Here is a 24,948-nt window from a genome sequence, read left to right on the forward strand (position 1 = left end):
GCTGGGGACCGTCCACGTGAGTGCACTCACGTGGACGGTCGCTTCATGGGGGTGCGTTGTGCCGGTCAGGCGGTGGTGAAGGAGATCCACACGTCGGGGCGAACGTCGGGCCGGTTGGGGACGGGCCGGCGTTCCTCGGTCCACGCGTCGCCGGCGATGCGGGTGGCGACGCGCCGCCAGAACGCGACGGCCGCCGCGTTGGAGTCCTGGAAGGCGATCTCCCAGGGGCCGGGGTGCCGGGAGATCACCTCCCGTACGACGGTCATCCCGATCCCGGACCGGCGCGCGCCGCGTACCACGAAGAAGGCGTTCAGCACGCGCGCGGGGCCGGACAGCGCCCGCACGAAGGAGAACCCGAGCGGCCGGTCGCCGCTGGTGAACAGGTAGGCCGCCCAGTCGTCGTCCTCGAGCGCCGAGCGCAGCCGTTCGCTGTGGTAGGTGGCGTCGGGGCTGGGCAGCCCGCCCTGGAACTCCGCCATGTCGTGGCGGAACATGAGCCAGAGGCGTTCGACGGTGGGGTGGTCCGCGGCGGTCACGGGCCGCACGGTTGCCTGAAAAGTGGTCATACAAGCACTTTCCGGCCGGGAGCAACCTCCGGCCGGGAAGGTAAAAACTAGCATGCGCGGAACGGGGCGCCGGCTCAGCGGGCGGGGTAGCCGCCGATGGCGGGTTCGAGGCGGTCGAAGACGTGCCGCGCGGCCTGGGTGAGCGCTGCGGCGATCCCGTCCTCTTCCTGTCCGGCCAGCACGCGGCTCTGCAACTCGCGGAAGAGCAGCCGGTCGGCCGCGGCGAGTTGCGCGGCCACCGCGCGTGCTTCGATCACGGCCCCTTCGGCGGCGGCCTCCGGCGTGCCGGCCGTGCCGGATTCGCCGGGGGCCGTCGCGTACGTTTCCGCGACGAGCGCGTCGGCGAGGGCCTCTTCGCGCTGGTCGTGCAGGTCGCGCAGCCGGGCGACCAAGGTCGGGCTGTCGGCGACCATCCGGGCGAAGTCGCGTCCGGTGAAGCCGATGACCGGGTCACGCTGCTCCAGCGCCTGCGCATATGCTCGACGTACCGCGCCCAGCGCCGACTCCCCAGGTGGGCGCCGGGCGACCGCCTCCGCCAGGCCCGCCACGAACGCCTCGTGGTGGTCCAGGGCTAGATCCTCTTTACGGGGGAAGTAATTGGTGACGGTCATCTTGGCCACTCTGGCGGCGCCGGCGATGTCGGCGATCGTCGTGCGGTCGAAGCCACGTTGCAGGAACAGTTGGGTAGCGTGGTCGGAGATGGCCTGCCTGGTCTCGCGCTTCTTCTGTTCCCTCAATCCCAAGGTGTCGATGCTCATAGCCGCAGTCTCTCACAGATTTTTAGGTTCGACCTACATTTAGGTTGACTCAATAGAAGTGTGCACCTAATGTTAGGAGCGACCTAAGTTTGGGTTCCCGTCCACCCTACCCAACGCGAGCGAGGAGAGTGTTTTGTCCCAAGCAGCAGAGGTTCTCGAGCTGGACGAAAGCGTCGCCGACAGTGGCAGCGCCATCGGTGCCGACTCGGTCAAGACCTACCTGAAAGAGATCGGGCGGGTGCCGCTGCTCACCGCCGAGCAGGAGATCGAGCTGGCCAAACGCATCGAGGCCGGGCTGTTCGCCAGAGAGCGGCTCGACACCGAGCCCGACCTCCCCAGTGAGCTCCGCGCCGACCTGGAGTGGATCGCCGCCGACGGCACGCGGGCCAAGCAGCGCATGCTGGAGGCCAACCTCCGGCTGGTCGTCTCCATCGCCAAGCGCTACACCGGTCGCGGCATGCTCTTCCTCGACCTGATCCAGGAGGGGAACCTCGGCCTGATCCGGACGATCGAGAAGTTCGACTACCGGCTCGGCTACAAGTTCTCCACCTACGCCACGTGGTGGATCAAGCAGGCGATCACCCGCGCCATGGCCGACCAGGCCCGTACGATCCGCATTCCCGTCCACATGGTGGAGCTGATCAACAAGGTGGCACGGGTGCAGCGGCGCCTGCAGAGCGACCTCGGCCGCGAGCCCACGCCAGAGGAGATCGCCAAGGAGAGCGAACTCGAGGTGAGCCGCGTCATCGAGGTGCAGGGCTACGGCCGCGAGCCCATCTCGCTGCACACGCCGCTCGGCGAGGAGGGCGACAGCGAGTTCGGCGACCTCATCGAGGACACCGAGGCGGTCTCCCCGGCCGACGCGGTGTCGTTCACGCTGCTCCAGCAGCAGCTGCACGCCCTGCTCGATCAGCTCTCCGAGCGCGAGGCCGGCGTGATCAGCATGCGCTACGGCCTGGCCGACGGCAAGCCGCGCACGCTCGACGAGATCGGGCGCGTCTACGGCGTCACCAGGGAGCGGATCCGGCAGATCGAGGCCAAGACGATGTCCAAGCTCCGCCATCCCTCTCGCTCGCTGGCGCTGCGCGACTACCTGAGCTGACCGTTCACCTGGCGCACGGGGTTCCGGAGAGAAAGGCTGCGCAAAAGGGAACTCAAGACTGTCGCCACAGCCCCTTGGATGTTGCTGTGAGTGACCTAGATTCCCAGGCGTGAAACGCTCCCGTTCGAGCCTCGTCCACCAAGTGACGTACGCGTTCAAGAACCCGCGCAAGATCCTGCCCCATCTGAGGCGGCTCGCCCGCGACATCTGGTTCAGGCTGCGTACCCGCGACCACGTCGCCTACTACCGTGCCGTCATGAAGTCCGACACCGCGCGAGACCCCGAGGGCGCGGTCGGCTCCCACACGCACCGCCGGTGGCTGGCGATGGGCCGTATGCAGTTCGACTACCTCGTCGAGCACGGGCTGAAGCCGGAATGCCGGATGCTGGAGATCGGCTGCGGCAACCTGCGGGCCGGTCACCTGTTCATCGACTACCTGCACACCGGCAACTACTACGGCATCGACATCTCGCCCGACATCCTCATGGCGGCCCAGGACACCCTCACCGAACACGGGCTGGGCGACAAGCTCCCGCACCTCACCCCCGTACGCGACCTGCGCTTCGCCTTCCTGCCCGACGAGCACTTCGACGTCGTCCACGCGCACAGCGTCTTCTCCCACTCGCCGCTCGACGTGATCGAGGAGTGCTTCGCCCACGTCGGCCGCGTCATGAAACCCGGCGGATGGTTCGACTTCACCTTCGACCGCACCGAGGGCAAGGAGCACCAGGTGCTGCGGGAGGACTTCTACTACCGCACCGAGACCCTGATCGCGCTGGCCTCCAAGCACGGGCTGCAGGCGAGGTTCATGGACGACTGGGAACGCCTGCCGCACAAGCAGTCGAAGATCCGCGTCACCCGGCGGGCCGACGCCCCCTAGCCGCACGGCGGAAAAACGACCTGCGTGCGCGCGGTGGTCTGGCCTAGCCTGTGGCGCGTGAAAGACGTCCGGTCGCTGCCCAAAGCCCACCTGCACGTTCACCTGGAGAGCACCGTACGCCCTGAGACCGTGCGCGACCTGGGTGGCACACCCGGACACGGCGGCGTGTTCCGCGACTTCAGGGAGTTCGCCGACCAGCGGGCGCGGGTGCGCGCGCTGCTGCGCACGGCCGAGCACTTCCGGCGCGTCGCGGTGGAGTTCTGCGCGGACGAAGCCGCGCAGGGCACCCGCTACGCCGAGGTGACCTTCACCGCCGCCTCCCACGGGGAGCGGGTAGGGGACCCGGAGATGCCGCTGGAGGCGGTGCTCGACGGGCTGGACGAGGGCAGGGCCCGCTACGGCATCGAGTGCCGGGTGCTGCTCGACCACTCCAGGCGGCGGCCGGTGGAGCGGCTGTGGAACACGTACAAGCTGGCCACCCGCTACGACGACGTGATCGGCATGGGGCTGGCGGGCGACGAGAGCCATCCGCTGGCGCCGTTCGCCGGGGTGCTCGACGCGGCCAGGGACGCGGGGCTCCATCTGGTCCACCACGCGGGCGAGGCGGCCGGCCCGGCCAGCATCCGCGAGGCCCTCGACCTGGGGCACGCCGAGCGACTCGGGCACGGCATCCGGATCCTCGACGACGAGAGCCTGGTGGCGGAGGTGCGCGAGCGCGGGATCCCGCTGGAGGTCTGCCCCACGTCCAACGTCCTGCTCGGGCTCGTCCCGTCGCTGGCCGAGCACCCGCTGCCGCGGCTGCGGGCGGCTGGGCTGACCGTCACGATCAACACCGACGGGGAGACGGCGCTGGCGGACGAGTACGCCCGGCTGCGCGACGTGTTCGGCTGCACCGACGAGGATCTGGCCGGGCTGGCACGCGCGTCGATCGACGCGTCCTTCGCCCCCGACGAGGTGAAGGCCGAGCTCAAGGCCGCCGTGCACACCTGGGCCACGGCGCCGTGAGCGGCTGCGTCCCGGGTGGGGTGACGCCGGACGGCCCTCCTGAGGAGGTTCTCGACGCGTACGGAGCCGAGGCGCGGCCGGTCTGGATGGGCGGGTGCCCCGGTGACCGGTTGCCCGACACGGTGCTGGCGGCCGTGCTGGGGCGGCCAGGTGGCAGGGTGCTCGGCTGTCACGCCGAGCCGATCGGCAGCGGCACCGGCGCGGTGACCGGCGCGGTGACCGGCGCGGTGACCCGCCTCTCCGGAACGGCTCTGCTCGGGCCGGATGATGCCGGGGCAGGCGCGTCCGGCGAAGCATTCCGGGTGAACAGCGGGCGTGACCGTGGTGCTCGACTGGGCCACGCTGGGCGCCGGACCGGTCGGAGCCGACCTGGCGGCGCTGGCGCTCAGCACGTTCGTGGATCCGCTGGATGACTACCTGGCGGGGGCGCGCGGGCGCTTCGACGCCTGCCGAGCACGTCGTGCGTGCGCTGTTCGGGGTACGGGACGGCTCGTTGAGCTTCATGACGGCAAGGCGACGGTGCGGACGGCGAAACGATCAGGAATCGAGAAGCGCGCGCTCGCCGACCATGCCTAGCCTGACGTGCATGAACGTATGCATTCACGCGAGTTTCCTGCCGCACGACGACCCGGACGCGTCCCTGGCCTTCTACCGCGACGTCCTCGGTTTCGAGGTGCGCGATGACGTCGGCTACGACGGGATGCGCTGGATCACGGTCGGCCCCGCCGGCCAGCCCGGCACGTCGATCGTCCTGCAGCCGCCGGCCGCCGACCCGGGGATCACCGACGCCGAGCGCGTCACCATCGCCGAGATGATGGCCAAGGGCACCTATACCGGCATCCTGCTGGCCACCGACGACCTCGACGGCTTCTTCACGCGGGTGCAGGCCGGTGGCGCGGAGGTCATCCAGGAGCCGGTCGAGCAGCCGTTCGGGGTCCGCGACTGCGCCTTCCGCGACCCCGCCGGCAACATGATCCGCGTCCAGGAGCTGCGCTGAGCGCCTGCGGTCAGGGGCCGCTGACCCGGCCGTCGGGCGGTCGTATGCGGTGGAGGGCGAGGCCGGCGTCCACGACCTCGGACCGCTCCAGGCCGGTGACGTCGGCCAGGGCGATCCACGCGGCCCGGTCGGTGCTGCCGCCGATCTCGTGGCGCAGCGTGCCGCCGGTGACGTGGCCCTCGTACATGACGCGCAGGGCGTGGAAGTCGGCCTGGCGCTGGTCGGCCCGCGGGCGGGGGCGGTGCAGGGTGCTGATGCCGAGCAGGGCGTCGATGGCGACGGTGTAGCCGGTCTCCTCCTCCACCTCGCGGATCGCGGCGTCGACAGGGTCCTCGCCGTGGTCGAGGCCGCCGCCGGGCAGCGTCCAGAGCCGCTCGCCGGCGGGGGCGACCCAGCGGGCCAGGAGGATCTGTCCGTCCTCCACGCAGATGGCGTACGCGGACACGCGCAGTTCCTTGGCGATCATCACCGGTCAGGGATATCACGTGACGTACGGGGATCTCGACGGTTTTACGCCGGTACGCGGACACCGGGGGACTCGTGACGCTGTGGGCGAAAGGTCTGGCCCTGGCGGTGACACGGCCGGCTCCGGCCCTGCCGGCTCGCCCGGAAGCTACGGCAGGGCCCGCTGGATCACCGCCGCGCCCAGCGGCCCCAGCTCCACCTGCCCCGACACCGGCGACCCCGTGAGCAGGTCCGTCCCCGGCCCTGCCGGCTCGCCCGGAAGCTACGGCAGGGCCCGCTGGATCACCGCCGCGCCCAGCGGCCCCAGCTCCACCTGCCCCGACACCGGCGACCCCGTGAGCAGGTCCGTCCCCGGCCCTTCGAGGGGCACGGACGCGCTCAGCTCCGCGCTGTGGTTGAGCAGGAACACGTACTCGTACGTGTCGTTCCCCCGCACCGAGCACTCCACGTGCGCGGGCACGCCCTCGAACCGTGACCGCACGCCCGCCGACTCCACGGCCTCCAGCACCACCGCGTCGAGGGCGGCCTGCTCCAGCAGCGTGGCGACGTACACGACCCGCCCCGAGCCGTAGCGGTTCTCGACCACGGCGGCCCGCCCTTCGAGCAGCCCGTCGGCGTAGGTGGCCAGCGCCGTGCCCGTCTCCAGGTGGAGGTCGTCGCGCCACCAGGTCGACGTGGCGTGCCGCCCGTCGGTGAACCGCACGGCGAACACCTCGTGCGGGCGCGCCGGCCAGTACTCGTCGATCTTCGCGCCGATGAGGTCGCGGAAGGCGCCGGGATACCCGTCGGGCCGTACCCGGTTGCAGTCGTCGACCACGCCCGAGAAGAAGGACATGACGACCGTGCCGCCGTCGCGGGTGAAGGCCCGGATGCGCTCCGCGCCCTCGTCGCCGATCAGGTACGCGTTGGGCACCACCAGCACCTTGTACCCGTCCAGCGACGACCCCGCCGACACCACGTCGACCGCGTGGTGCCGCTCCCACAGCGGCGCGTAGTGCCGCATGACCGTGTCGGTGTAGCTGAAGTCGCTGCGGGGCAGGCCGTGCGTCTCCTCCAGCCCCCACCAGCCGTCCCAGTCGAACAGCACGGCGATCTCCGCGCTCGAGGTCGTCCCGGCCACGGGCGTCAGCAGCTTCATCTCCCGGCCGAGCTCGACGATCTCCCTGAAGGTGCGCGAGGCGGGGCCCGAGTGCGGCAACATCGCCGAGTGGAAACGCTCGTGCCCGCCCCGGCCGGCCCGCCACTGGAAGAACATCACCGAGTCGGCCGCCCGCGACAGCGCCTGCAGCGAGCCCAGCCGCATCCGCCCCGGCTCCTTGACGACGTTGAGCTTCCACTGGCAGACGGCGCTGCTCGACTGCTCCATCAGCATCCACGGTTGCCCGCCCTTGAGCGAGCGGAACAGGTCGTAGTTGAAGGCCGCCGACACGTGCGAGTCGGCCTCGGCCGGGTTGGGGTAGATGTCGAGCGCGACCGCGTCCTCCTCCGGCGCCCACCGCCAGTAGTCGGCGTGCCGGAAGAAACGCATGAAGTTGGTCATCACCGGCACGTCATCGCGGAACGAGCGCACGATGTCCCGCTCGGCCAGATAACACTCCAGCAGCGCGTCGGAGGTGAAGCGTTTGAAGTCGAGCTTGCGGGCCGGGTTCATCCAGGTGCGCGGGATGCTCGGCACCTCGATCTGCTCCCAGTCGGTGTAGAGCTGGCCCCAGAAGCGGGTGGTCCACGCCTCGTTCAGGGTGTCCAGGTCGCCGTACCTGCGCCGCAGCCATCGGCGGAAGCCGGCCGAGGCGGCCTCGTTGTACGCCGTCGGTCCGTACTCGTTGCTGATGTGCCACATCGCCAGCGCGGGATGGAACGAGTACCGCTCCGCGAGCCTGGTCGTGATGCGGGCGGCGTACTCGCGGTAGATCGGCGACGACGGGTCGTAGTGCAGGCGGTTGCCGAAGCCGAACGGCTCCCCGTCGGCCATGATGGGGAACACCTCGGGGTGCAGGTGCGTGAGCCAGACGGGCGGCGCCGCCGTCGGAGTGGCGAGGTTGACGCTGATACCGTGCTCGTGGAGCAGGTCCATGACGTCGTCCAGCCAGCCGAACTCGTACGTCCCCGGCTCGGGCTCCAGCGACGCCCACGCGAAGACACCCAGGCTGACGGTGTTGACGCCGGCCTCGCGCATGAGGCGGACGTCCTCCTGCCACACGGCGGGCTCCCACTGCTCGGGGTTGTAGTCGCCGCCGTAGGCGAACCCGCCGACGCGGGCCCGGAACGCGTCCATGCGAGTCATGTCAGGAACTCCGATCAGAGGAGGCGCGAGGTGATGCCGGCCGTGTCCGCGGCGATGCGGGCCGCGCCGTCCGCGCCGGTGTCGCCGTCGGCGATGGTGACCGCGTAGCGGAAGGCCAGCGACGCGCCCGGCTCCACCGGCCGCACGACGTCGAAGAACGGCGCGGGGCAGACGCACGCGAAGATCCCCGTCCGCACGAACCACTGGACCGGCTCGGCGCCGGGCCCGTCACTGGGCCCGTCACTGGGCTCATTACTGGGCTCATTACTGGGCTCATTACTGGGCTCATTACTGGGCTCATTACTGGGGTCGTCGTCGACGAACACCAGCGTCGAGCTCGCGTCCACCTCGTCGTGGTCGCCGGAGTAGGCCAGCCACGTGCCCCGCTCGCCCATCATCTCGTCGCCGCCGGTGCGCCCGTCCATGTAGACGCGCCCGTTGCTGAAGGAGCGCGGCCCGCGCCAGAACAGCCCGCCGTACCCGGCGTTGGGCCGTCCCTCGGTGGTGGGGCTGCCGATCGGCACGGTGGCGCCGGAGACGTTGGTGAACTCGGTCGCGTACGCCAGCGTCCACCCGTGCTCGCCGAGCAGCGCCCCGAAGGAACGGCGTTCGGTGAACCAGGGCTCGCCGGTGCTCGCCACCCAGGTCAGCGACTCCTTGACGGCCATCCGGTCCGCCCCGCTGCTGATCGAGTCGAAGCCGTCGTGCACGATGGCGCCGTTGTTGTCCGCCTGCACGTAGCCGCGGTCGCGGTAGTACGTGACGCCGCCCCAGAAGTTCTGCGTGCCCACGTTCGGCAGCGACCAGGCGATGCCCTTGTGCCAGACGTGGTCCCAGGGCCGGTAGAGCGACACCAGCCGGCCGGACCGGGTGCGCAGCGGGTGGAAGTAGGGGCGGGGCGACTCCAGCTGCCGGTCCCACGGGCCGTACACGTAGCGGAACAGGTCGACGCCGTCGCTGGTGAGCGTCAGCGCCCGCCCGCGCTCGTCGGTGAGCCGCAGCCCGTCCACGGGTTCGGTCATCGGGCGGTCCCTTCGGTCGCGAGCCAGGGGGCCCGGTGGCCGCCCATGGAGGAGTAGAACGGGGAGCCCTCGGTCAGCTCGCCGCGCGCCACCTCCCGCCCGGTGAAGGCGGAGGCGTAGACGGCGGCGATGAGCTCGAGGGTCGGGCGGGCCTGCGCCGTCGTGACCGGCATGGGGGCGCCCGAGCGCAGGGCCTCGGCGGCGGCCGCGAACTGGGCCGAGTGGCCGGAGGGCGCGCCGGGAGGCAGCGCGTTCCAGCGGGACTCGGCGTCCGGGCCGCCGGGGGCCGGGGTGAAGCGCCAGGAGTCGTCGCCGTAGCCGTACAGGTGCTCCAGCTCGACCGTGCCGCAGGCGAGGTCGAAGCGCAGGTAGCTGGTCTCGCGGGCGGACAGCAGGCTGTTGACGATCACCAGGGTGGCCCCCGAGGCGAGGGTCACCACCGCGGTCGAGAAGTCCTCCGTCTGAGTCGGCCGCGCCTTGCGGCCCGCCGTGGCGCGCACCGACTCCCACGGGCCGGCCAGCGACAACATGAGGTCCATCTGGTGGATGCCGTGGCCCATGGTGGGCCCGCCGCCCTCCGACTCCCAGGTGCCGCGCCACGGCGCCGCGAAGTAGGAGTCGGGACGGAACCACAACGTGTTGCAGAGCGCCAGGTGCAGCGGCCCGAAGTCGTCCCGGGCGATCGCCTCGCGGAGCGCGACCGCGCGGGCGCCGAACCGGTGCTGCGAGACGGTGCCGAACGAGCCGGCGCTGCGCGCCTCGGCCGCGGCGATCTCGTCGAACTCCCGCAGCGACAACGCCGGCGGCTTCTCGCACATCACCGACCAGCCCCGATCCAGCACCGCCACGGCCTGGTCGCGGTGCAGGCCGGGAGGGGAGCACAGGTGCACGACGTCGCACTCCGAGCGTTCGAGCAGGTCCTCGACGCGCGTGTAGCGCTCGGGCACGTCCCACGTGGCGGCGAACGCGTCCAGCCGGCCGGCGTCGACGTCCACGGCGGCGACGATCCGCGCCCCTTCGCCCAGCGCCGGCACGGCGGCGGCGTGGACGCCGGCGATGCCGCCGGTGCCGACGATGGCGATCCTCATGACGGTTGCCCCTTCTCGACCGACACGGCGGTCAGCCGCCGCTCGTCCCCGGTGACCTCGTGTACGGGCCCGGTCAGCAGCACGCTCGCCTCGGCCACCACGTCGGCGGCCGAGCGGCGCACCGACACGCCCACCTCGCCCGGCTCGACGACGCGCCGCCCGTCCCTGCCGGTGAACGCCAGCAGCCGCGCGGGCACGTCGAAGCCCACCGTCGCGCTCTCGCCGGGCTCCAGCTCGACCCTGGCGTAGCCGACGAGCTGGGCGAGCGGCCGGGTGACGGAGGCGATGCGGTCGGAGGCGTACAGCTGGACCACCTCGGCGCCCGGCCGTTCGCCCGCGTTGCGCACGACGACCGAGCACCGGATCGGTTCCCCGGCCCGCACCTGCGCGCCGGCCGTCAGGCCCTCGTAGGCGAAGCGGGTGTAGCTCAGCCCGTGGCCGAAGGCCAGCGCGGGGGCCGGATCGATGTTGCTGACCGAGCCGGCCGCGCCCAGCTTGGGGTGCAGGTAGCTGTAGGGCTGGCCGGCGGCCGCGCGCGGCATGCTCATCGGCAGCCGGCCCGAGGGGTTCACGGCGCCGCTGAGCACCCGGGCGATGGCGCCGGCCCCTTCCTCGCCGGGGAAGTACGCCTGCACGACGGCGGCGGCGTTCCTGATGATCCCCGGGACCGCGTACGCGCGGCCGGTCATCAGCACCACCACGACCGGCGTGCCCGTGGCGATGACCGCGTCGGCGAGCTCCTGCTGCGCGCCGGGCAGGTCGAGCGTCTCCACGTCGCAGCCCTCGCCGGAGGTGCCCCTGCCGAACAGCCCCGACCGGTCCCCGAGCACGAGGATCGCGACGTCGGACTCGCCGGCCAGGCGGGCGGCGGCGGCGATCCCCGAGCGATCGCCGTCGTCCACCCCCGTGCCGCGCTCGGTCCTGATCACGGCCTCGGGCAGTTCCTCCCGCAGCGCGTCGAGCACCGTGGGCGCCGCGATCCCGGTCTCCACGCCGGGGGAGTGCGGCAGCACGTGGTTGACGAAGGAGTAGCAGCCGAACAGCGCCGCGACGCTGCCGGCGTTCGGGCCGACGACCGCGACGCGCCTGCCCGCGGCCTGGCCGAGCGGCAGCACGCCGTCGTTGGCCAGCAGCACGATCGACTCCTCGGCCAGGCGCCGCGCCAGGGCCCGAGACTCGGGGTCGTCGAGGTCGATCGGGCCGGACCCGCGCGGCTCGTACCCGTCGTCGAGCAGGCCGAGCGCGGCCTTCTGCGTCAGCACCCTGCGCAGCGCCCGGTCGACGAGCGACTCCGGGATCCGCCCCGACGTCACGGCCCGCTTCAGCGGCTCCAGGTAGGCCACCCCGGTGGGCAGCTCGACGTCGATGCCCGCGCCGAGCGCCTGTACGGCCGCGTCCTCGGCGTCGGAGGCCACGGCGTGCAGGGTGTGCAGGAAGGCCACCGCGAAGTAGTCGGCCACCACCGTGCCGTCGAAGCCCCACTCGTCGCGCAGGATCCGGGTGAGGTAGTGGGCGTCGGCGGCGATCGGGATGCCGTCGATCTCGGCGTAGGAGTTCATGACCGAGCCCGCCCGCGCGTCTCGCACGGCGACCTCGAAGGGGAACAGCAGCGTGTCGGCCACCTCGCGGGGGCCCGCGTGCACGGGGGCGAGGTTGCGGCCGGCGCGGGAGTTGGAGTAGCCGACGAAGTGCTTGAGTGTGGCGATCACGCCCGCGCACTGCAGGCCGCGCACGTACGCCGCGCCGATGGTCGCGACCTCGTACGGGTCTTCGGAGATGCACTCCTCGACCCGGCCCCACCGCTGGTCGCGGATCACGTCGAGCACGGGGGCCAGGCCCTGGTGCACGCCGAGCGCCCGCATGGAGGCCCCGATCCTGCGGCCCATCTCCTCCACGAGGGCGGGGTCGAACGTCGCGCCCCACGCGGGCGGCACGGGATAGGTCGTGGCCCGCCAGGCCGCCAGGCCCGTCAGGCACTCCTCGTGCGCGATGGCGGGGATGCCGAGCCGGGTGTGGTCGCGCAGCCAGCGCTGTCTGCCGGCCAGCTCGGCGCTCGCCTGCGCGGGGTCGACGGGCGTGGTGCCGAAGTGGCGGGTGACGTGGCCGAGCCCGTGGCGGGCGAACGCCTCGAACTCCTCCTCGTCGCCCTGCATCGCGTCCTGCAGCGGCGCGACGACGCCTTCTTCCCGGTTGACGTTCAACCACAGGCCGACGAGCTGGGCGAGTTTCTCGTCGAGCGACATCTCCGCGAGCAGGTCGTCGACCCGGAGCGCCGCGGTCTCCGGCTGCTCACCTTGTGCAGGCATACACCCTCGTTCGTGGCATGGAGATCTCCATCGGTTGATAGCGCTAACAGGCGGCCTGCTCGATCACGGCACGCTCCGCCGAACGTGTCTGACACGCATCAGAAAGTTTCCGGATGACTTTCCGAAATATTACGGTGACATTGCCGATCAGTTACGGTAGGCTCCGAGCTGCATCCATGTCAACAGCCTCATGAGGCAACCGCAGCTCCCTGATATCGCCAGGTCAGCTGGCGGCATGCCGGGAGTGGGCATTTTCCGAAAACAACCTCGCAGGTGCCGGCGGGACGCCGGCGCCCACGGCAACGGGAGGTCCTGTGCCCCGAGCGCCGCGAGCCACGCTGGCCGACGTCGCGGCGGCCGCCGGAGTGTCGGTACCGACGGTCTCCAAAGTCCTGAGCGGCAAGAAACATGTCTCCGCCGCCACCAGGGACAAGGTCCTCGAAGCGGTCAGGGTCTTCGGCTACGAAACCCCGCGCCCGCCGAGCTCGCCCAGGGTCGGCCTGGTCGACCTGCTCATCGACGGGCTCGGCTCGCCGTGGGCCGAGGTGCTCATCAGGGGCGCGGAGCGGGCTGCGGCGCGCTGGGGGTTCTCGCTCGTCGTGACCTCCTCCGCGCGCCACGACTTCGACCTGCGGCGCTGGATCGGCACGGTCCGCAAGCGCGGCACCGACGGCATCGTGCTGGTGCTCACCCGGGCCGACCAGCGGGAGATCGAGGCGATCGAGGAGCTGCTGCACGTGCCCCTGGTGCTGCTCGACCCCGCGGGCCAGCGCGACCCGCGCATCTCCACCGTCGGCGCCACCAACTGGCTGGGCGGCGTCATGGCCACCACCCACCTCCTGGAGCTCGGGCACACCCGGATCGGCTTCATCGGCGGACCGCTCGACGCGCAGTGCACCCTCGACCGCTACGAGGGCTACCTGGCCGCGCACCGCACGTTCGGCATCGATCCCGACCCCGGGCTCACCCACTACGGCGACTTCATGGTCACCGGCGGCAAGGAATACGGTGCGCGGCTGCTCGGCCGCGACGACCCGCCTAGCGCCGTCTTCGCGGCCAACGACCTGCAGGCCGCGGGCGTCTACCAGGCGGCCACAGAGCGCGGCGTCCGCGTGCCCGACGAGCTGTCCGTCGTCGGGTTCGACGACTCGATGGTGTGCGAGATGCTCTCGCCGCCGCTCACCACCGTCCGCCAGCCGCTCGACGACATGGCCAACGAGGCGGTGCGGCTCGTCTCCGAGGAGCTGACCCACCCCCGGGGCCCCGCCGGCACCCGCATCGAGCTCGCCACCACGCTCATCGTCCGGGGCAGCACCGCGTCGTTCGGCGAGCGGAGCGCATGATGCCCGCGGCGTTCCCCGGCGGCACGTCCGTCACCCGGCTGTCGGTCTACACCGGCGCGTGCGCCGACGGCCTGGAGGGCGGCACCCCGCACCTGCACACCGCCTCCACGGAGGGCTACGTCGTGATCGGCGGGCGTGGAGCGCTGCAGACCCTCGACACGCGCGGCTTCAGGGAGACGGAGCTCGCGGCGGGATCGACCGTGTGGTTCACCCCCGGCACCGTCCACCGGGCGGTCAACCGCGGGGGCCTGCAGGTCGTGGTCGTGATGGCGAACGCGGGCCTGCCCGAGGCGGGCGACGCGGTCATGACCTTCCCGCCCGAGATCATGGCCGACCCCGAACGTTACCGCGCCGCGGCCACCCTGCCCGCAGGCGAGCAGGAGGAGACGATGGAGGCGGCCGCGATGCGCCGGCGCGAGCTGGCCGTGCGGGGCTTCCGCGCGCTGGCGCGCAGCGCCGCCGGCGGCGACCCCGGCCCGCTGGAGCGGTTCTACGACCACGCGGTGGCGCTGGTGCGGCCCAAGGTCGCGGCCTGGCGCGAGACCTGGGAGCGCACGGTCGCCGAGGAGACCCGCCACACCGCCGCCGTGCTCGACGCCCTGGCTCGCGGCGACGGCGCGCACCTGCGCGCGTCGGCGCTCCTGGAGTCGCCGCAGAGCCCGGAGACCAGGTGGGGCATGTGCGGCCGGCTGCGCACCCACGACGTGCTCCACCCCGTCGAGCCCCCGGCCGGCACGGGGCAGCAGAGCCAGGGTCAGTAGGGCACCGTGCGGACCAGCATGATCGAGAAGACCTCCTGCCGGTAGTAGCAGCGGGTCGACAGCACCACCGTGCCGGTGTCGGCGTGGCTGGTCTGCCGCGTGGCGAGGATCGGCGACCCCACGTCGACGCCGAGCAGCTTCGCCACGCCCTCGTCGGCCAGCGCCGCCTCCAGCCGGGCTTCGTCCCTGACGATGCGGGTGCCGGTGGCGTGCACGAGCGTGGGGAAGTCGCCTCCCATCCCCGTCACCGGCCCCGGGTCGAACGGGACGCCGTTGACCCGGAGCGGGACATGGTCGTAGAGCACGATCGCGGGCGTCCCGTCGATCGCCAGGCAGCGCTCCACCCGCCAGATCGGCTCGCCGGCCTCCAGGCCCAGCTCGGTGGCGGCCTCGGGCGGAGCGGGAACCTGCTCGACCCTGGCGTGCGGAAGCGACGGCGTGCGGCCCGTGGCGGCGATCCGGTGCGGCAGCGAGCCGATGTCGTGCAGGTCGACGAAGACGTTGGTGAACGGTCCCGCGGCCGGCCCGGGACGCTGCCGGACGAACGTGCCCACACCCCAGCGGCGGGAGATGAGGCCTTCGAGCCAGAGCTGTCCGAGGGCCTCGCGGACGGTGACCCGGCTCACGGCCAGCCGCCGGGCCAGCTCGGCCTCGGAGGGCAGCTGGTCGCCCAGCTCGAACTCCGCCGCGATGAGCTCACGGATCGCCTGGGCGGCCATGGCGGCTCGCTTGGGCGGTTTCATCACGGCACTACTGTAGAGCCGCCGGGGAGCCGCGCTACCACGTCCCGATGCCGTAAAGCCCGCGCGGGCTGTTGGGATATCCGTCGAGCACGACGAGCTCCAGCAGCTCGTCGCGGAGCCGCCGGCGGATCGGCTCGGCGGCGGGGTCGGCGGCGAGGTCGTGCTGCTCGTCCGGGTCCGCCTCCAGGTCGAAGAGCTGCTCGCCGCCCCCGCCGAAATACCGGGTGTAGCGGTGGCGGGCGGTGCGGACCGTACGCGACCAGCTCCGGGGCGAGGCCTCCCAGTGGTTGTTGTTGCTCTGCACGTAGACCGCGGTGCGCCAGTCGACGTCCAGGCCCTGGCACAGGGGCAGCAGCGAGCTGCCCGGCAGGGCGGGCAGCTGCCGGGGGACGTGCGGGTTGCCGAGCTGGGGGCGGGCCAGCGGGTCGGGCTCGAGGCCGGCCAGGTCGAGGATGGTGGGCGCGAGGTCGGTCAGCTCGGCGAGCTCGGAGCGCACGCCCGGGTTCAGGCCGGGTCCTGAGACGATGAGGGGCACGCGGATGCAGGTGTCGTAGTGGCGCTCCCACTTGCCGACCAGCCCGTGGTCGTGCAGCAGCTCGCCGTGGTCCGAGGTGAAGATCACGTACGTGCCGGCCAGCCGTCCCGTCTCGCGCAGGCAGTCCACCAGCCGCCCGAGCTGCTCGTCCAGGTGCGCCAGGTCGGCGAAGTAGTGCAGCCGGTGGCTCTTCCAGTCGTCGACGTCGTAGGAGGCCTGCCGGTACTGCTCCCGGTCGAAGTAGGCGGGCCCGCCCGAGCGCCACTCCGCGGGCAGCGGGCCGGGGACGCGCTCGGCCCGCACGCGCGGCAGGTACTCGGCGGGCGGAGCGAAGGGGTTGTGCGGCTGCACGTAGCTGACGTGCGCGAACAGCGGCCGCCCGGCCTCGGTGCCGCGGATGAAGTCACACGCGCGCTCGGTGATCCAGTTGGTCTGGGAGATCTCGGCGGGGAACGGCAGCGTGTACGCCTCGCCGGTGGAGGCGGGGAACTCCCGCCGGGCGGCCTCGATCTCGGCCACCAGGTCGCGCCGCTCGGGCCCGTACGCGCGCAGCTCGGGGATCATCGTCATCCAGACGGTGGACAGCGCCGCCCGGTAGTGCTCGGGGTGGTGCTCGCGCACCCAGTCCAGCCACTCGCCCGCGCGGGAGTCCTCCGTGATGTGGGTGACGTCGAACCCGTAGGGGCGGTAGTCGGGGCGCACGCCGCCGATCTGCGTGCGCAGGTGCAGCTTGCCGAACGCGCCCGTACGCCACCCGCCCCGCTGGAGCGTGCGCATGAACGTGGGCAGGGCCGGGTCGAGGTCGTAGCCGCACTCGGTGACGCCGTGCCCCTGGCTGGTCAGCCCGGTGGCGACGGTGGCGCGGGCCGGGGCGCAGACAGGGTTGGGCGTGAACGCGTTGGGGAACCGCACGCCACCCTCGGCCAGCGCCCGCAGGTTCGGCAGGTCGACCACGCCCTGCCAGGCCTGCTCCAGCCAGCGCGCGGCCAGCTGGTCGACCATGACCAGCACGATGTTCGGCCGGTTCGTCATCCGTTGATGCCTTTCGTCGTCTCCGTGTACGGCCGTACGGCCAGCGTGCAGAGGACCATGATCACGGCGAGGCCCGCGATGTAGGCCGAGATGGCCCAGCTGTGCTCCGCCGCCGCGAACAGCAGCGAGGCCACGGTCGGCGCGAGCGCCCCGCCCAGCACGGTCGCGACCTGGAAGCCGAGCGAGATCCCGCTGTAGCGGAGCCTGGCGGGGAACAGCTCGCAGAACAGCGAGGCCTGCACGCCGTACGGCAGGCCGCTGACCAGGCCGACGAACACGCTGCCCGCGAGGATCAGCGGGATCGACCGGGTGTCGAGCAGCGCGAAGTAGAGGAACGGGGCCGGGATCAGCAGCAGCCCGCACAGCAGGTACGTCCTGCGCTTGCCGATCCGGTCGGACAGCGCCCCCGCCGCCAGGATGCCGATCACGTAGAAGACCCCGTTGACCAGGTTGGCGGTGACCGCCAGCTCCCGCGACAGGCCCAGCTCCTGGACGGTGTACGAGATCACGAACACGCCGATGATGAAGCCGAAGGCGGCGATGGCGACGTACATGCCGATCGCCAGCGCGATCGTGCGCGGGTGCTCCCGCACGGTCTGCCACACCGGCGCCCGCTCGACCCGCTTCCCGGCCTTGACCTCGTGGAACTCGGGCGACTCCTGGATCTGCATGCGCACCACGACGCCCACGCCGACCAGGACCACGCTGACCAGGAACGGGATGCGCCAGCCCCAGGCCAGCAGCTCGCCGGTGCCGAGCGTGGCCAGCAGCGTGGTGAGGGTGAGGCTGGACAGGATGATGCCGAAGCCGCTGCCGGTCTGGACGAGGCTGCCGTACCATCCGCGCCTGGACGGGGGTGCGCTCTCGACCATGAGGCTGACCGCGCCACCCCATTCGCCGCCGATGCCCAGCCCTTGGCAGAATCGCAGGAAGGTGAGCATGATGGGCGCCCAGACGCCGATGTCCGCGTACGTCGGCAACAATCCCATGAGGAACGTGGCCGTGCCCATCACGGCGAGGCTCCACGTGAGCGTCGGTTTGCGGCCCAGCCGGTCGCCGAGGTGCCCGAAGAGCACGCCGCCGAGGGGGCGTGACACGAAGCCGACGGCGAAGGTGCCGAACGCGAGCAGCGTCCCCGCGAGGGGGTCGGACGTGGGGAAGAAGAGCCGGCCGAAGACCAGCGCGGTGAGGGTGCCGTAGATGGTGAAGTCGTAGAACTCGATGGTGTTGCCGACGATCGTGGCCGCGGTGAGCTTCCACGGCACGGCGCGGGTGCTGGTGGTGGAGGTTGCTGGCGGGCTGGGGGACGGGACGTCTGTCACGGCGTGCTCCCGTTGGAGGGTAGACGTCTAGACCTCATGGGTCGGATAGGACATGGTGGGATGGTGTGCGTGCGCCTGTCAAGGTGCATCGAGGAAGGAATGGGATGAAGGACCTGATTCTCGACGTGGACACCGGCGTCGACGACGCGCTGGCCCTCCTCTTCGCCGTGCGCCATCCGGAGCTGCGGTTGCGCGCGGTGACGTGCGTGGCCGGCAACGCGGGCCTCGGCCAGGTGGTCGCCAACACGCTCAAGGTCCTTGACGCGGCCGGCGCGCCGGAGGTGCCGGTGAGCGCGGGCGCGGAACGGCCGCTCATCGGGCCGGCCCGCGACGCCGGCCACATCCACGGCGCCGACGGCCTCGCCGACCTCGGGCTGCCCGCCTCGGGCCGCGAAACGGCGGGGGTGCCCGCCGTCGACCTGCTGCGCGACACGATCCTCGGCGCCCCCGAGCCCGTCGTCGTGGTGGGCCTGGCCCCGCTCACCAACCTGGCGCTGCTGCTGCGGGCCTACCCGGAGGTCGCCGGCAACATCGAGCGGCTGGTCCTCATGGGAGGCAGCGCCTCGGCCGGCAACGCCACCCCCGTCGCCGAGTTCAACGTGTGGCACGACCCGGAAGCGGCCGCGATCGTGGTGGACGCCGGGGTGCCGGTGACGATGTACGGGCTGGACGTCTTCTACCACGTCTCCGTGGACGCGCCCACGTGCGCGGAACTGATCGGGCACGAGGAGCCGGGCAGGCGCCTGGCGGGCCTGCTGCTGCGGCACCAGATCGCCCTGTGCGGGGCCGACCCCCGCGTCAACGGCGACGGGCTGCTCGGCGACGCCGGAGCGGTGTGCGCGGTGGCCGACCCCGAGGGCCTGACCACCGAGCGGCTGCCGGTGAGCGTGGAGCTCGCCCCCGGATACAGCAGGGGCCAGACGCTGGTGGACCGGCGGGCGCTGCCGGGCGAGGACGCCGCCCACGGGCTGGCCGGGACGGCGCACGGCGTCGACGTGGCGCTCGGCGTCGACGCCCTCCGCTACCGCAAGCTCTTCCTCGACACGCTGCTGAGCGGCCCTCCGTCGTAGGGCGGCGCGTCAGCGGCCCCGCATGCCGGCGTACGCCTCCTCGAGCCCCTCCTCGTTGCCCGCCGCGCTGGTGACGCCCCGGAGCAGGCCGCGCTCGATGCGGTCGGAGAAGTAGATCGCGTGGGCCATCCAGCGCAGCCGCACGAACGTGCCCAGCTGGGGCAGCTCGTCGTCGATGGCCGGGTCGACGGCCCGGTAGCCGGCCACGATGTGCCGGATCGCGTGGGGCGTGTCGCGGGTCAGCACGGCGGCGGACGCGAGGTCGTACAGGATGGGGGCCTGCAGGACCGCGCCCCAGTCGACCAGGCCGTCCTCCTCGGGCGAGCGCGCGCTGAGGCGGAAGCCGTCGAGGCCGGGGTCGCCGTTGACCACGCCGGCGCGCAGGTGCGGTGCGGCCTCGCGCGCCTCTTCCAGCACGCGCGCCGCCGCCGTGCGGACGTGCGCCGCCATCGGCAGCTCCCGCAGGCAGTCGCTCGCCCACGGCCACGGCCACAGGTGTTGCCTGCCGACGTCGGCGATGTCGTTGCCGAGCGCGTGGTGCGCGCGGGCCAGCACGGCCCCCATCCGGTGCAGGTCGTCCGCCGAGGAGGCGTCCGGCGGGCGGCCGGGGACGTAGCGCAGCAGGGCCAGCAGCCCTTCGTCCAGGTCGGCGGCCAGGCGGCCGCCGGGCAGAGGGACGGGGGCGCCGCTGGCGAGTCCGCCCCGCTCCGCGCGGGCCGCCACCCGCAGACCGCCGAGGAAGGCGGTGGCGGACCCCACGTCGGACAGTTTGGCGACGTAGCGCGTGCCGGGTGTGGTGCGGACCAGCCAGGTGACGGAGTTCCAGCCGCCGGGCAGCGGCTCGGCGGAGGCCACCGGCAGGCTCCACGCGGTCAGCGCGGCGAGCAGCCGGTCGGTGTCCAGCGGCATTCAGACCAGTCCCGCGTCGCGCACCTTCATGGCCACGTGCACCCGGTTGTCGGTGCCGAGCTTGGCGAAGATGCGGGTGATGTTGGCCTTGACCGTGGCCACGCTCACGCAGAGGCCGGCCGCGATCTCGGTGTTGGAGCCGCCCTTGGCGATCTCGACGGCGACCTCCCGCTCGCGTTCGGTCAGCCGGGACAGCTCCTCCAGCGCCTGCGGTCGCCGCGGGTCGTGCCTGCCGGTGGCGGCCGCGATGACCTGCTGGGCGACGCTCGGAGACAGCACCGGCTCGCCCCGCGCGCACGCGCGCACGGCCTCGATCATCTTGGGCGGCGGCGTGTCCTTCAGCAGGAAGCCGTGCGCCCCGAGCTGCAGGGCGCGCAGCACCATGTCGTCGGCGTCGAACGTGGTCAGCACCAGGATCTTGGGCGGGGAAGGGCTCTTGAGCAGCAGCTCTGTGGTGGTGAGGCCGTCCTGGTGCGGCATGCGGATGTCCATCAGCACGACGTCGGGGCGCAGGTCGCGGATCACGGCCATGGCCTGCCTGCCGTCGGCCGCCTCCCCGGCCAGCTCGAGGTCGGGCTCGCCGCCCAGGATGAGGCGCAGCCCCGTGCGCACCATCGGGTCGTCGTCCACGATCACTATGCGAAGGCGGGTCACGGGCTCAAGCCTCCCACGGCAGCCGGGCGTCGAGGATGAACCGTCCGTGGCGGACGGTGTGGCTGATGGTGCCGCCGGCCATCCGGGTGCGCTCGGCCAGGCCGACCAGGCCCAACCGGCTGCCGGGCCCCGCCGACGGGCCGGGCGGCGCCGGGTTGCTCACCCTGATGCGCAGCCCTTCGCCCGGCCGGCCGCCCAGCTCGGCCGTCACCCGGCTGCCCGGCGCGTGCTTGCGCGCGTTGGTGAGCGCCTCCTGCACGATCCGGTACGCGTGCCGCCCCGTCTGGGTGGGCAACCGCTCGCGGCAGTCGATGGTGTCGTCCACCTCGACCCGCTGCCCGGCCGCCCGCACCTCCTCGAACAGGGTGTCCAGATGGTCCAGCGTCGGCTGCGGGCCCTCGGGACCGCCATTCGTGCCGCCGGCCCTGCCGCCGGTGGGGCCGCCGTCGCGCCTGAGCGTGCCGAGCACGGCACGCAGCTCGTTGAGCGACTGGTGGGCGTTCTCCTGGATGGCCAGCGCCGCCTCCCTGGTCTGCTCGGGGGTGAGGTCCTTCCGGTACGCCAGCCCGCCGGCCAGCATCGCCAGCAGCGAGATCCGGTGGGCCAGCACGTCGTGCATCTCCTGGGCGATCTGCAGCCGCTCCGCGAGCTGGGCCTGCTCGACCCGCTGCCGCTGGGCCGCCGCCTCCGCCGCCCGCTCGGAGGCCGCCAGGTCACGGCGGCCGCGCACGTACAGGCCGAGGACGGTGGCGACGGCGATGACGACGACGCCCGTCGCCGCCGCGCCGATGGCGGACGTGGCGAACGAGGTGCCCACCAGCAGGCTCGACACGACCATGCTCAAGCAGGTCACCACGGCCACGGGCACGATCTGGCGCCAGCGCCGGTGCGTGACCAGCGAGATGTAGGTGACGCACCCGGGCCCGCCCGCCGTGGTGGAGACGGCGGTCATCAGGGCCAGGGCCAGGGCGATCCGCCACGGCCACCTGCGCCGCCAGCGCATGAGGACCAGCCCGGCCGCGCCCAGCCCCATGTCGGCCAGCACCCAGCCGAGCGAGCCGTACGGCATCGGCACGCGGCCCGACATGAGCACCACCATGACGACGTAGAGCAGCAGGGGCAGCGCCGCGAACAGGTAGCGCAGCGTGGTGCCCAGCCGGTCGATGGGCGGCTGATGCTCGTCGGCGTCGTGCACGCCCACCAGCCTAGGGACCCGCCGCCGCGCCGGTTAGCGACCGGGGTCCATCGTGCCGCAGACCCTGGTCTACACCGCGGGCGTCAGGTGGTGGCCGGGCCGCCACCCGTCGTGGACCCAGGTCCGATGCACGACGGGCGTACGTTCGATGGACTGCGGTGGTGATCGAATTTCAACGCCTCAGCAAGAGGTACAGCGATGTGAAGGCGCTCGACGACGTGTCCTTCACCGTGCCGGCCGGCTCGGTGACCGGGTTCCTCGGGCCCAACGGGGCGGGGAAGTCGACGGCCATGCGCATCCTGGCGGGGCTGTCCCGCCCCACCTCCGGCTCCGCCACCGTGCTCGGGCGGCCGTACGCCGAGCTGGAGCGCCCCGGCTACGAGGTGGGCACGCTGCTCGACGCCTCCGCCCAGCACCCCGGCCGCAGCGGCCGGGAGGTCCTGACGCTCGGCGCGATGATGCTGGGCCTGCCGCGGTCGCGCGTGGACGAGGTCCTGGAGCTGGTCGGCCTGACCGGCAAGGAGGGGCGGCGGGCCGTCGGCGGCTACTCGCTGGGCATGCGGCAGCGGCTCGGCATCGGGCACGCCCTGCTAGGCCGCCCCCGGGCGCTCATCCTGGACGAGCCAGGCAACGGCCTCGACCCCCAGGGCATCCACTGGATGCGCGGGCTGCTGCGCGACCTGGCCGACTCGGGATGCGCTGTGCTGCTCAGCTCGCACCTGCTGCACGAGGTGGAGCAGGTCGCCGATCGCATCGTGATGATCGGACGCGGCCGCCTGCTCGCCCAGGGCACCCCGGCCGAGCTCGGCCAGGGCCGTGGCCTGGAGCAGACGTTCCTCGAACTGACCGCCGCCGCCGACAGGAGCCTGTCTTGAACACCCGACGCATCCCGTTCCCGACGTTGCTGCGCGTGGAGACGCGCAAGCTCGTCGACACCCGCGGCGGCAGGATCATCGCCGGGGTGCTGGTCGTCCTGGCGGTCGGTGCCGTCGTCGGCCGCGGCGTCGTCTCGGGGCCCGAGTTCCACACCGTCGCGGGGACGGCCGGCATCGTGTTCGGCCTCCTGCTTCCCGTGCTCGCCATCCTCACCGTCACCGGCGAGTGGAGTCACCGCACCGCGCTGACCACGTTCACGCTCGAACCCCGCAGAGGGCGGGTGATGGCCGCCAAGTGCCTGCCGCCCCTGGTCGCGTCCGTGGTGGCCTGCGCGTTCGCGCTGCTGGTCGCGGTGCCGGTGACGGCGGCCGTCGCGGCGGTGCAGGGCGTGCCGGCCGACTGGCGGGTCGCGCTGCCGGCCCTGGCGGGATGGACGGCGACGACGGTCCTGCTCACCGCCCAGGGGCTGGCCCTGGGGACGGTGCTGATGAACGCGCCCGCGGCCATCGTGATCTGCCTGTCCAGCACGGTGGTCTGGAGTGTCGTGGGCCGGCTGGGCCCCGCGGGGGAGGTCGCGATGGAGTGGCTGGACCTCAACACCGCCACCGTCCCGCTGGTGAACGGTGACATGACCGGCGGCGACGCCGCCCGGCTGGCCGTGTCGGCGCTGGCGTGGATCGTGCTGCCGATGGCCGCGGGCATGGTGCGGACGATACGCAAAGAGATCGGTTGAGGTAGATCTATATCCGTTTCATAGCGATATGTTTGCCTTTGTCCGGTTTAGGGGCTAAATTGGTGCCTGTCCGGCGATGACCCGTGCCCGCGCAGTCGCGGCGAGGGGCGCCGGAACCCGGATCCCTCCGCTGGATTCCCCCGCGCTCCGCGTAGCGTCCCGTATGGCGTGCCGCCCGGCTACGTCCGTCCAAGCGAGCGCGAACTGCCACCGTCCCCTGACAAAGGACCTGACACCATCATGACAGCTCGCCTGCGTACCTTTGCCATGCTGGCCACGACCGCCGCGACCGCCCTGGCCATGGGCGCCGCTCCGGCGCACGCCGACTCCGGCACCGTGCAGCAGGTCATGCTCAAGGGCTCGACGACCGCGTCCTACTTCTGGGACGACTCCTCCGGCCGGGCCGGCGACACCGGCCTGCCCGCCTCGGGCAAGCCCATGCAGAAGGGCATGGCCGCCAGTCCCAGCTGGCCCCTCATGACCGAGGGATACGCCATCTACCAGGGCAAGAAGGTGCCGTTCTTCGTCGGCGACCGCGGCCCCGGCGACCCCTCCAGCCGCGGGGTCATGCTCGACCTGGACGCCAAGACCTTCGCCGAGCTGACCGGCGGCACCTTCGACTCCGAGACGCTCGGCGTCGAGGACAACGGGGGCAAGGGCCACATCAAGATCGACTACGTCGTCACCAAGTGGGGCGACGGGGTCGGCAGGAAGAACCACCCGGTCGCCTTCTCGACCGGCGCGTGGGCCGAGAAGGACACCCGGCCCGCGACCACGCCGGTGCTGGTGAAGCTGCCCGCCTGACCCGGCACGTACGCCGAGGGCGCTCCCGCTCCAGGGGGCGCCCTCGGCGCGTCCGGCCGGTATCGTGGCGGCGATCACCTACAGGAAGGCGCCAGATGGTCCCCCGGCCGCTCTACCGCGACCCGACCCACGACGGCGCCACCGACCCGACCGTCATCTGGAACCGGGCGGAGCGCGCGTGGTGGCTCGTCCACACCAGCAGGCGCGCGACGGCGAGCCGGCCTTATGTCGGAGCCGAAGGAGAAGCCGGGGTACGCCGGCTGGTTGTAGGCCGTCTGCTGCCGGGCCACGCCGGCGCGATACCGGGGGTCGTGCATCAGCGCGTACATCTTCTGCCGGTCACCTCGGTGCTCAGACAGATCCGCACCGCCTCGCTGTCCGCCGTACGGACCAGCAGTTCCTCGCGCCGGTCGCCGAACGGTACCGGATCCTCGGCAGCGCCACCGGCACGCGCCACTCCGCCACCGCACCCGGAACCGCCGTCGACGACGCGGTCGC

General features: G+C 72.2%; 23 protein-coding genes and 2 pseudogenes. 11 read left to right on the forward strand and 14 right to left on the reverse strand.

Features of this window, described 5'->3' with window-relative positions; all coding sequences use genetic code 11:
* Positions 1-65: 65 nt before the first annotated feature.
* Positions 66-566 (reverse strand): GNAT family N-acetyltransferase, encoded by a 501-nt coding sequence (locus ABGB01_RS07795; protein WP_347771736.1) that lies wholly within the window; start codon positions 564-566, stop codon positions 66-68.
* A gap of 74 nt (positions 567-640) precedes the next feature.
* Positions 641-1,324 (reverse strand): TetR family transcriptional regulator, encoded by a 684-nt coding sequence (locus ABGB01_RS07800; protein WP_347771738.1) that lies wholly within the window; start codon positions 1,322-1,324, stop codon positions 641-643.
* A 166-nt stretch (positions 1,325-1,490) separates the two neighbouring features.
* On the opposite strand from ABGB01_RS07800, the pseudogene ABGB01_RS07805 reads away from it, so the two are divergent.
* From ABGB01_RS07805 to ABGB01_RS07825, 5 genes and pseudogenes are all read left to right on the forward strand, one after another.
* Positions 1,491-2,426: pseudogene (locus ABGB01_RS07805) on the forward strand (RNA polymerase sigma factor); the annotation flags it as partial.
* Between the two features lie 109 nt (positions 2,427-2,535).
* Positions 2,536-3,306 (forward strand): class I SAM-dependent methyltransferase, encoded by a 771-nt coding sequence (locus ABGB01_RS07810; protein WP_347771740.1) that lies wholly within the window; start codon positions 2,536-2,538, stop codon positions 3,304-3,306.
* A 57-nt stretch (positions 3,307-3,363) separates the two neighbouring features.
* The gene (add, locus tag ABGB01_RS07815) at positions 3,364-4,311 is read left to right on the forward strand and encodes an adenosine deaminase (protein ID WP_347771742.1); all 948 of its coding nucleotides are present in this window, start codon (positions 3,364-3,366) and stop codon (positions 4,309-4,311) included.
* A gap of 315 nt (positions 4,312-4,626) precedes the next feature.
* Positions 4,627-4,887, forward strand: coding sequence for a hypothetical protein (locus ABGB01_RS07820; protein WP_347771744.1), 261 nt, complete (start codon positions 4,627-4,629; stop codon positions 4,885-4,887).
* A 10-nt stretch (positions 4,888-4,897) separates the two neighbouring features.
* A complete protein-coding gene (locus tag ABGB01_RS07825) occupies positions 4,898-5,308 on the forward strand; it encodes a VOC family protein (protein WP_347771746.1) in 411 nt (136 codons plus the stop codon).
* A gap of 10 nt (positions 5,309-5,318) precedes the next feature.
* Here the strand turns inward: ABGB01_RS07825 and ABGB01_RS07830 are convergent, their stop codons facing one another.
* The 5 genes from ABGB01_RS07830 to ABGB01_RS07850 all read right to left on the reverse strand — a co-directional run bounded on the left by ABGB01_RS07830 (position 5,319) and on the right by ABGB01_RS07850 (position 12,473).
* Positions 5,319-5,774, reverse strand: a complete 456-nt coding sequence (locus ABGB01_RS07830) for an NUDIX hydrolase (protein ID WP_347772111.1) — start codon at positions 5,772-5,774, stop codon at positions 5,319-5,321.
* Positions 5,775-6,035: 261 nt separating this feature from the next.
* Positions 6,036-8,048: a beta-galactosidase gene (locus ABGB01_RS07835; RefSeq protein WP_347771748.1), complete on the reverse strand. Its 2,013-nt coding sequence runs from the start codon at positions 8,046-8,048 to the stop codon at positions 6,036-6,038.
* A 23-nt stretch (positions 8,049-8,071) separates the two neighbouring features.
* Positions 8,072-9,079 carry a PmoA family protein gene (locus ABGB01_RS07840; RefSeq protein ID WP_347771749.1) on the reverse strand — a complete coding sequence of 336 codons (1,008 nt, stop codon included), beginning with the start codon at positions 9,077-9,079 and terminating at the stop codon, positions 8,072-8,074.
* Positions 9,076-10,167 (reverse strand): Gfo/Idh/MocA family oxidoreductase, encoded by a 1,092-nt coding sequence (locus ABGB01_RS07845; protein ID WP_347771751.1) that lies wholly within the window; start codon positions 10,165-10,167, stop codon positions 9,076-9,078. The genes ABGB01_RS07840 and ABGB01_RS07845 overlap by 4 nt, the downstream gene beginning before the upstream one ends.
* Positions 10,164-12,473 carry a glycoside hydrolase family 3 N-terminal domain-containing protein gene (locus tag ABGB01_RS07850; protein ID WP_347771753.1) on the reverse strand — a complete coding sequence of 770 codons (2,310 nt, stop codon included), beginning with the start codon at positions 12,471-12,473 and terminating at the stop codon, positions 10,164-10,166. The genes ABGB01_RS07845 and ABGB01_RS07850 overlap by 4 nt, the downstream gene beginning before the upstream one ends.
* 314 nt (positions 12,474-12,787) lie before the next feature.
* Between ABGB01_RS07850 and ABGB01_RS07855 the strand changes: the two genes are divergently transcribed.
* Both ABGB01_RS07855 and ABGB01_RS07860 read left to right on the forward strand, forming a co-directional pair.
* Entirely contained in the window at positions 12,788-13,816 is a 1,029-nt protein-coding gene (locus tag ABGB01_RS07855; RefSeq protein WP_347771755.1) for a substrate-binding domain-containing protein, read from the forward strand.
* Entirely contained in the window at positions 13,816-14,577 is a 762-nt protein-coding gene (locus ABGB01_RS07860) for a cupin domain-containing protein (RefSeq protein WP_347771757.1), read from the forward strand. The genes ABGB01_RS07855 and ABGB01_RS07860 overlap by 1 nt, the downstream gene beginning before the upstream one ends.
* Here ABGB01_RS07860 and ABGB01_RS07865 read toward each other — a convergent pair.
* From ABGB01_RS07865 to ABGB01_RS07875, 3 genes are read right to left on the reverse strand one after another with little or no spacing between them, the layout of a single operon-like run.
* Positions 14,571-15,320 (reverse strand): GntR family transcriptional regulator, encoded by a 750-nt coding sequence (locus ABGB01_RS07865; RefSeq protein WP_347772113.1) that lies wholly within the window; start codon positions 15,318-15,320, stop codon positions 14,571-14,573. The genes ABGB01_RS07860 and ABGB01_RS07865 overlap by 7 nt on opposite strands.
* Before the next feature lie 34 nt (positions 15,321-15,354).
* The gene (locus tag ABGB01_RS07870; protein ID WP_347771759.1) at positions 15,355-16,887 is read right to left on the reverse strand and encodes a sulfatase-like hydrolase/transferase; all 1,533 of its coding nucleotides are present in this window, start codon (positions 16,885-16,887) and stop codon (positions 15,355-15,357) included.
* Entirely contained in the window at positions 16,884-18,209 is a 1,326-nt protein-coding gene (locus tag ABGB01_RS07875; RefSeq protein WP_347771761.1) for an MFS transporter, read from the reverse strand. The genes ABGB01_RS07870 and ABGB01_RS07875 overlap by 4 nt, the downstream gene beginning before the upstream one ends.
* 104 nt (positions 18,210-18,313) lie before the next feature.
* Between ABGB01_RS07875 and ABGB01_RS07880 the strand changes: the two genes are divergently transcribed.
* Complete coding sequence (locus tag ABGB01_RS07880; RefSeq protein ID WP_347771763.1) at positions 18,314-19,279, forward strand: nucleoside hydrolase; 966 nt, start codon at positions 18,314-18,316, stop codon at positions 19,277-19,279.
* A 9-nt stretch (positions 19,280-19,288) separates the two neighbouring features.
* On the opposite strand, the gene ABGB01_RS07885 is transcribed toward ABGB01_RS07880, so the two are convergent.
* The 3 genes from ABGB01_RS07885 to ABGB01_RS07895 are packed head-to-tail and all read right to left on the reverse strand — an operon-like array spanning position 19,289 to position 22,037.
* Positions 19,289-20,188 carry a phosphotransferase gene (locus tag ABGB01_RS07885; protein WP_347771765.1) on the reverse strand — a complete coding sequence of 300 codons (900 nt, stop codon included), beginning with the start codon at positions 20,186-20,188 and terminating at the stop codon, positions 19,289-19,291.
* A complete protein-coding gene (locus ABGB01_RS07890; RefSeq protein ID WP_347771767.1) occupies positions 20,189-20,842 on the reverse strand; it encodes a response regulator transcription factor in 654 nt (217 codons plus the stop codon).
* A 4-nt stretch (positions 20,843-20,846) separates the two neighbouring features.
* Complete coding sequence (locus tag ABGB01_RS07895) at positions 20,847-22,037, reverse strand: histidine kinase (RefSeq protein WP_347771769.1); 1,191 nt, start codon at positions 22,035-22,037, stop codon at positions 20,847-20,849.
* A 161-nt stretch (positions 22,038-22,198) separates the two neighbouring features.
* On the opposite strand from ABGB01_RS07895, the gene ABGB01_RS07900 reads away from it, so the two are divergent.
* The 3 genes from ABGB01_RS07900 (at position 22,199) to ABGB01_RS07910 (ending at position 24,450) form a co-directional block, all read left to right on the forward strand.
* Positions 22,199-22,912, forward strand: coding sequence for an ATP-binding cassette domain-containing protein (locus tag ABGB01_RS07900; RefSeq protein WP_347771771.1), 714 nt, complete (start codon positions 22,199-22,201; stop codon positions 22,910-22,912).
* A complete protein-coding gene (locus ABGB01_RS07905) occupies positions 22,909-23,646 on the forward strand; it encodes an ABC transporter permease (protein WP_347771773.1) in 738 nt (245 codons plus the stop codon). The genes ABGB01_RS07900 and ABGB01_RS07905 overlap by 4 nt, the downstream gene beginning before the upstream one ends.
* Before the next feature lie 240 nt (positions 23,647-23,886).
* Positions 23,887-24,450, forward strand: coding sequence for a hypothetical protein (locus ABGB01_RS07910; protein WP_347771775.1), 564 nt, complete (start codon positions 23,887-23,889; stop codon positions 24,448-24,450).
* Between the two features lie 227 nt (positions 24,451-24,677).
* On the opposite strand, the pseudogene ABGB01_RS07915 reads toward ABGB01_RS07910, so the two are convergent.
* A pseudogene (locus tag ABGB01_RS07915) lies at positions 24,678-24,868 on the reverse strand (hypothetical protein); the annotation flags it as partial.
* Positions 24,869-24,948 lie beyond the last annotated feature (80 nt).

It is taken from the genome of Nonomuraea sp. B5E05, from assembly GCF_039880665.1.
Classification (GTDB): Bacteria; Actinomycetota; Actinomycetes; order Streptosporangiales; family Streptosporangiaceae; genus Nonomuraea.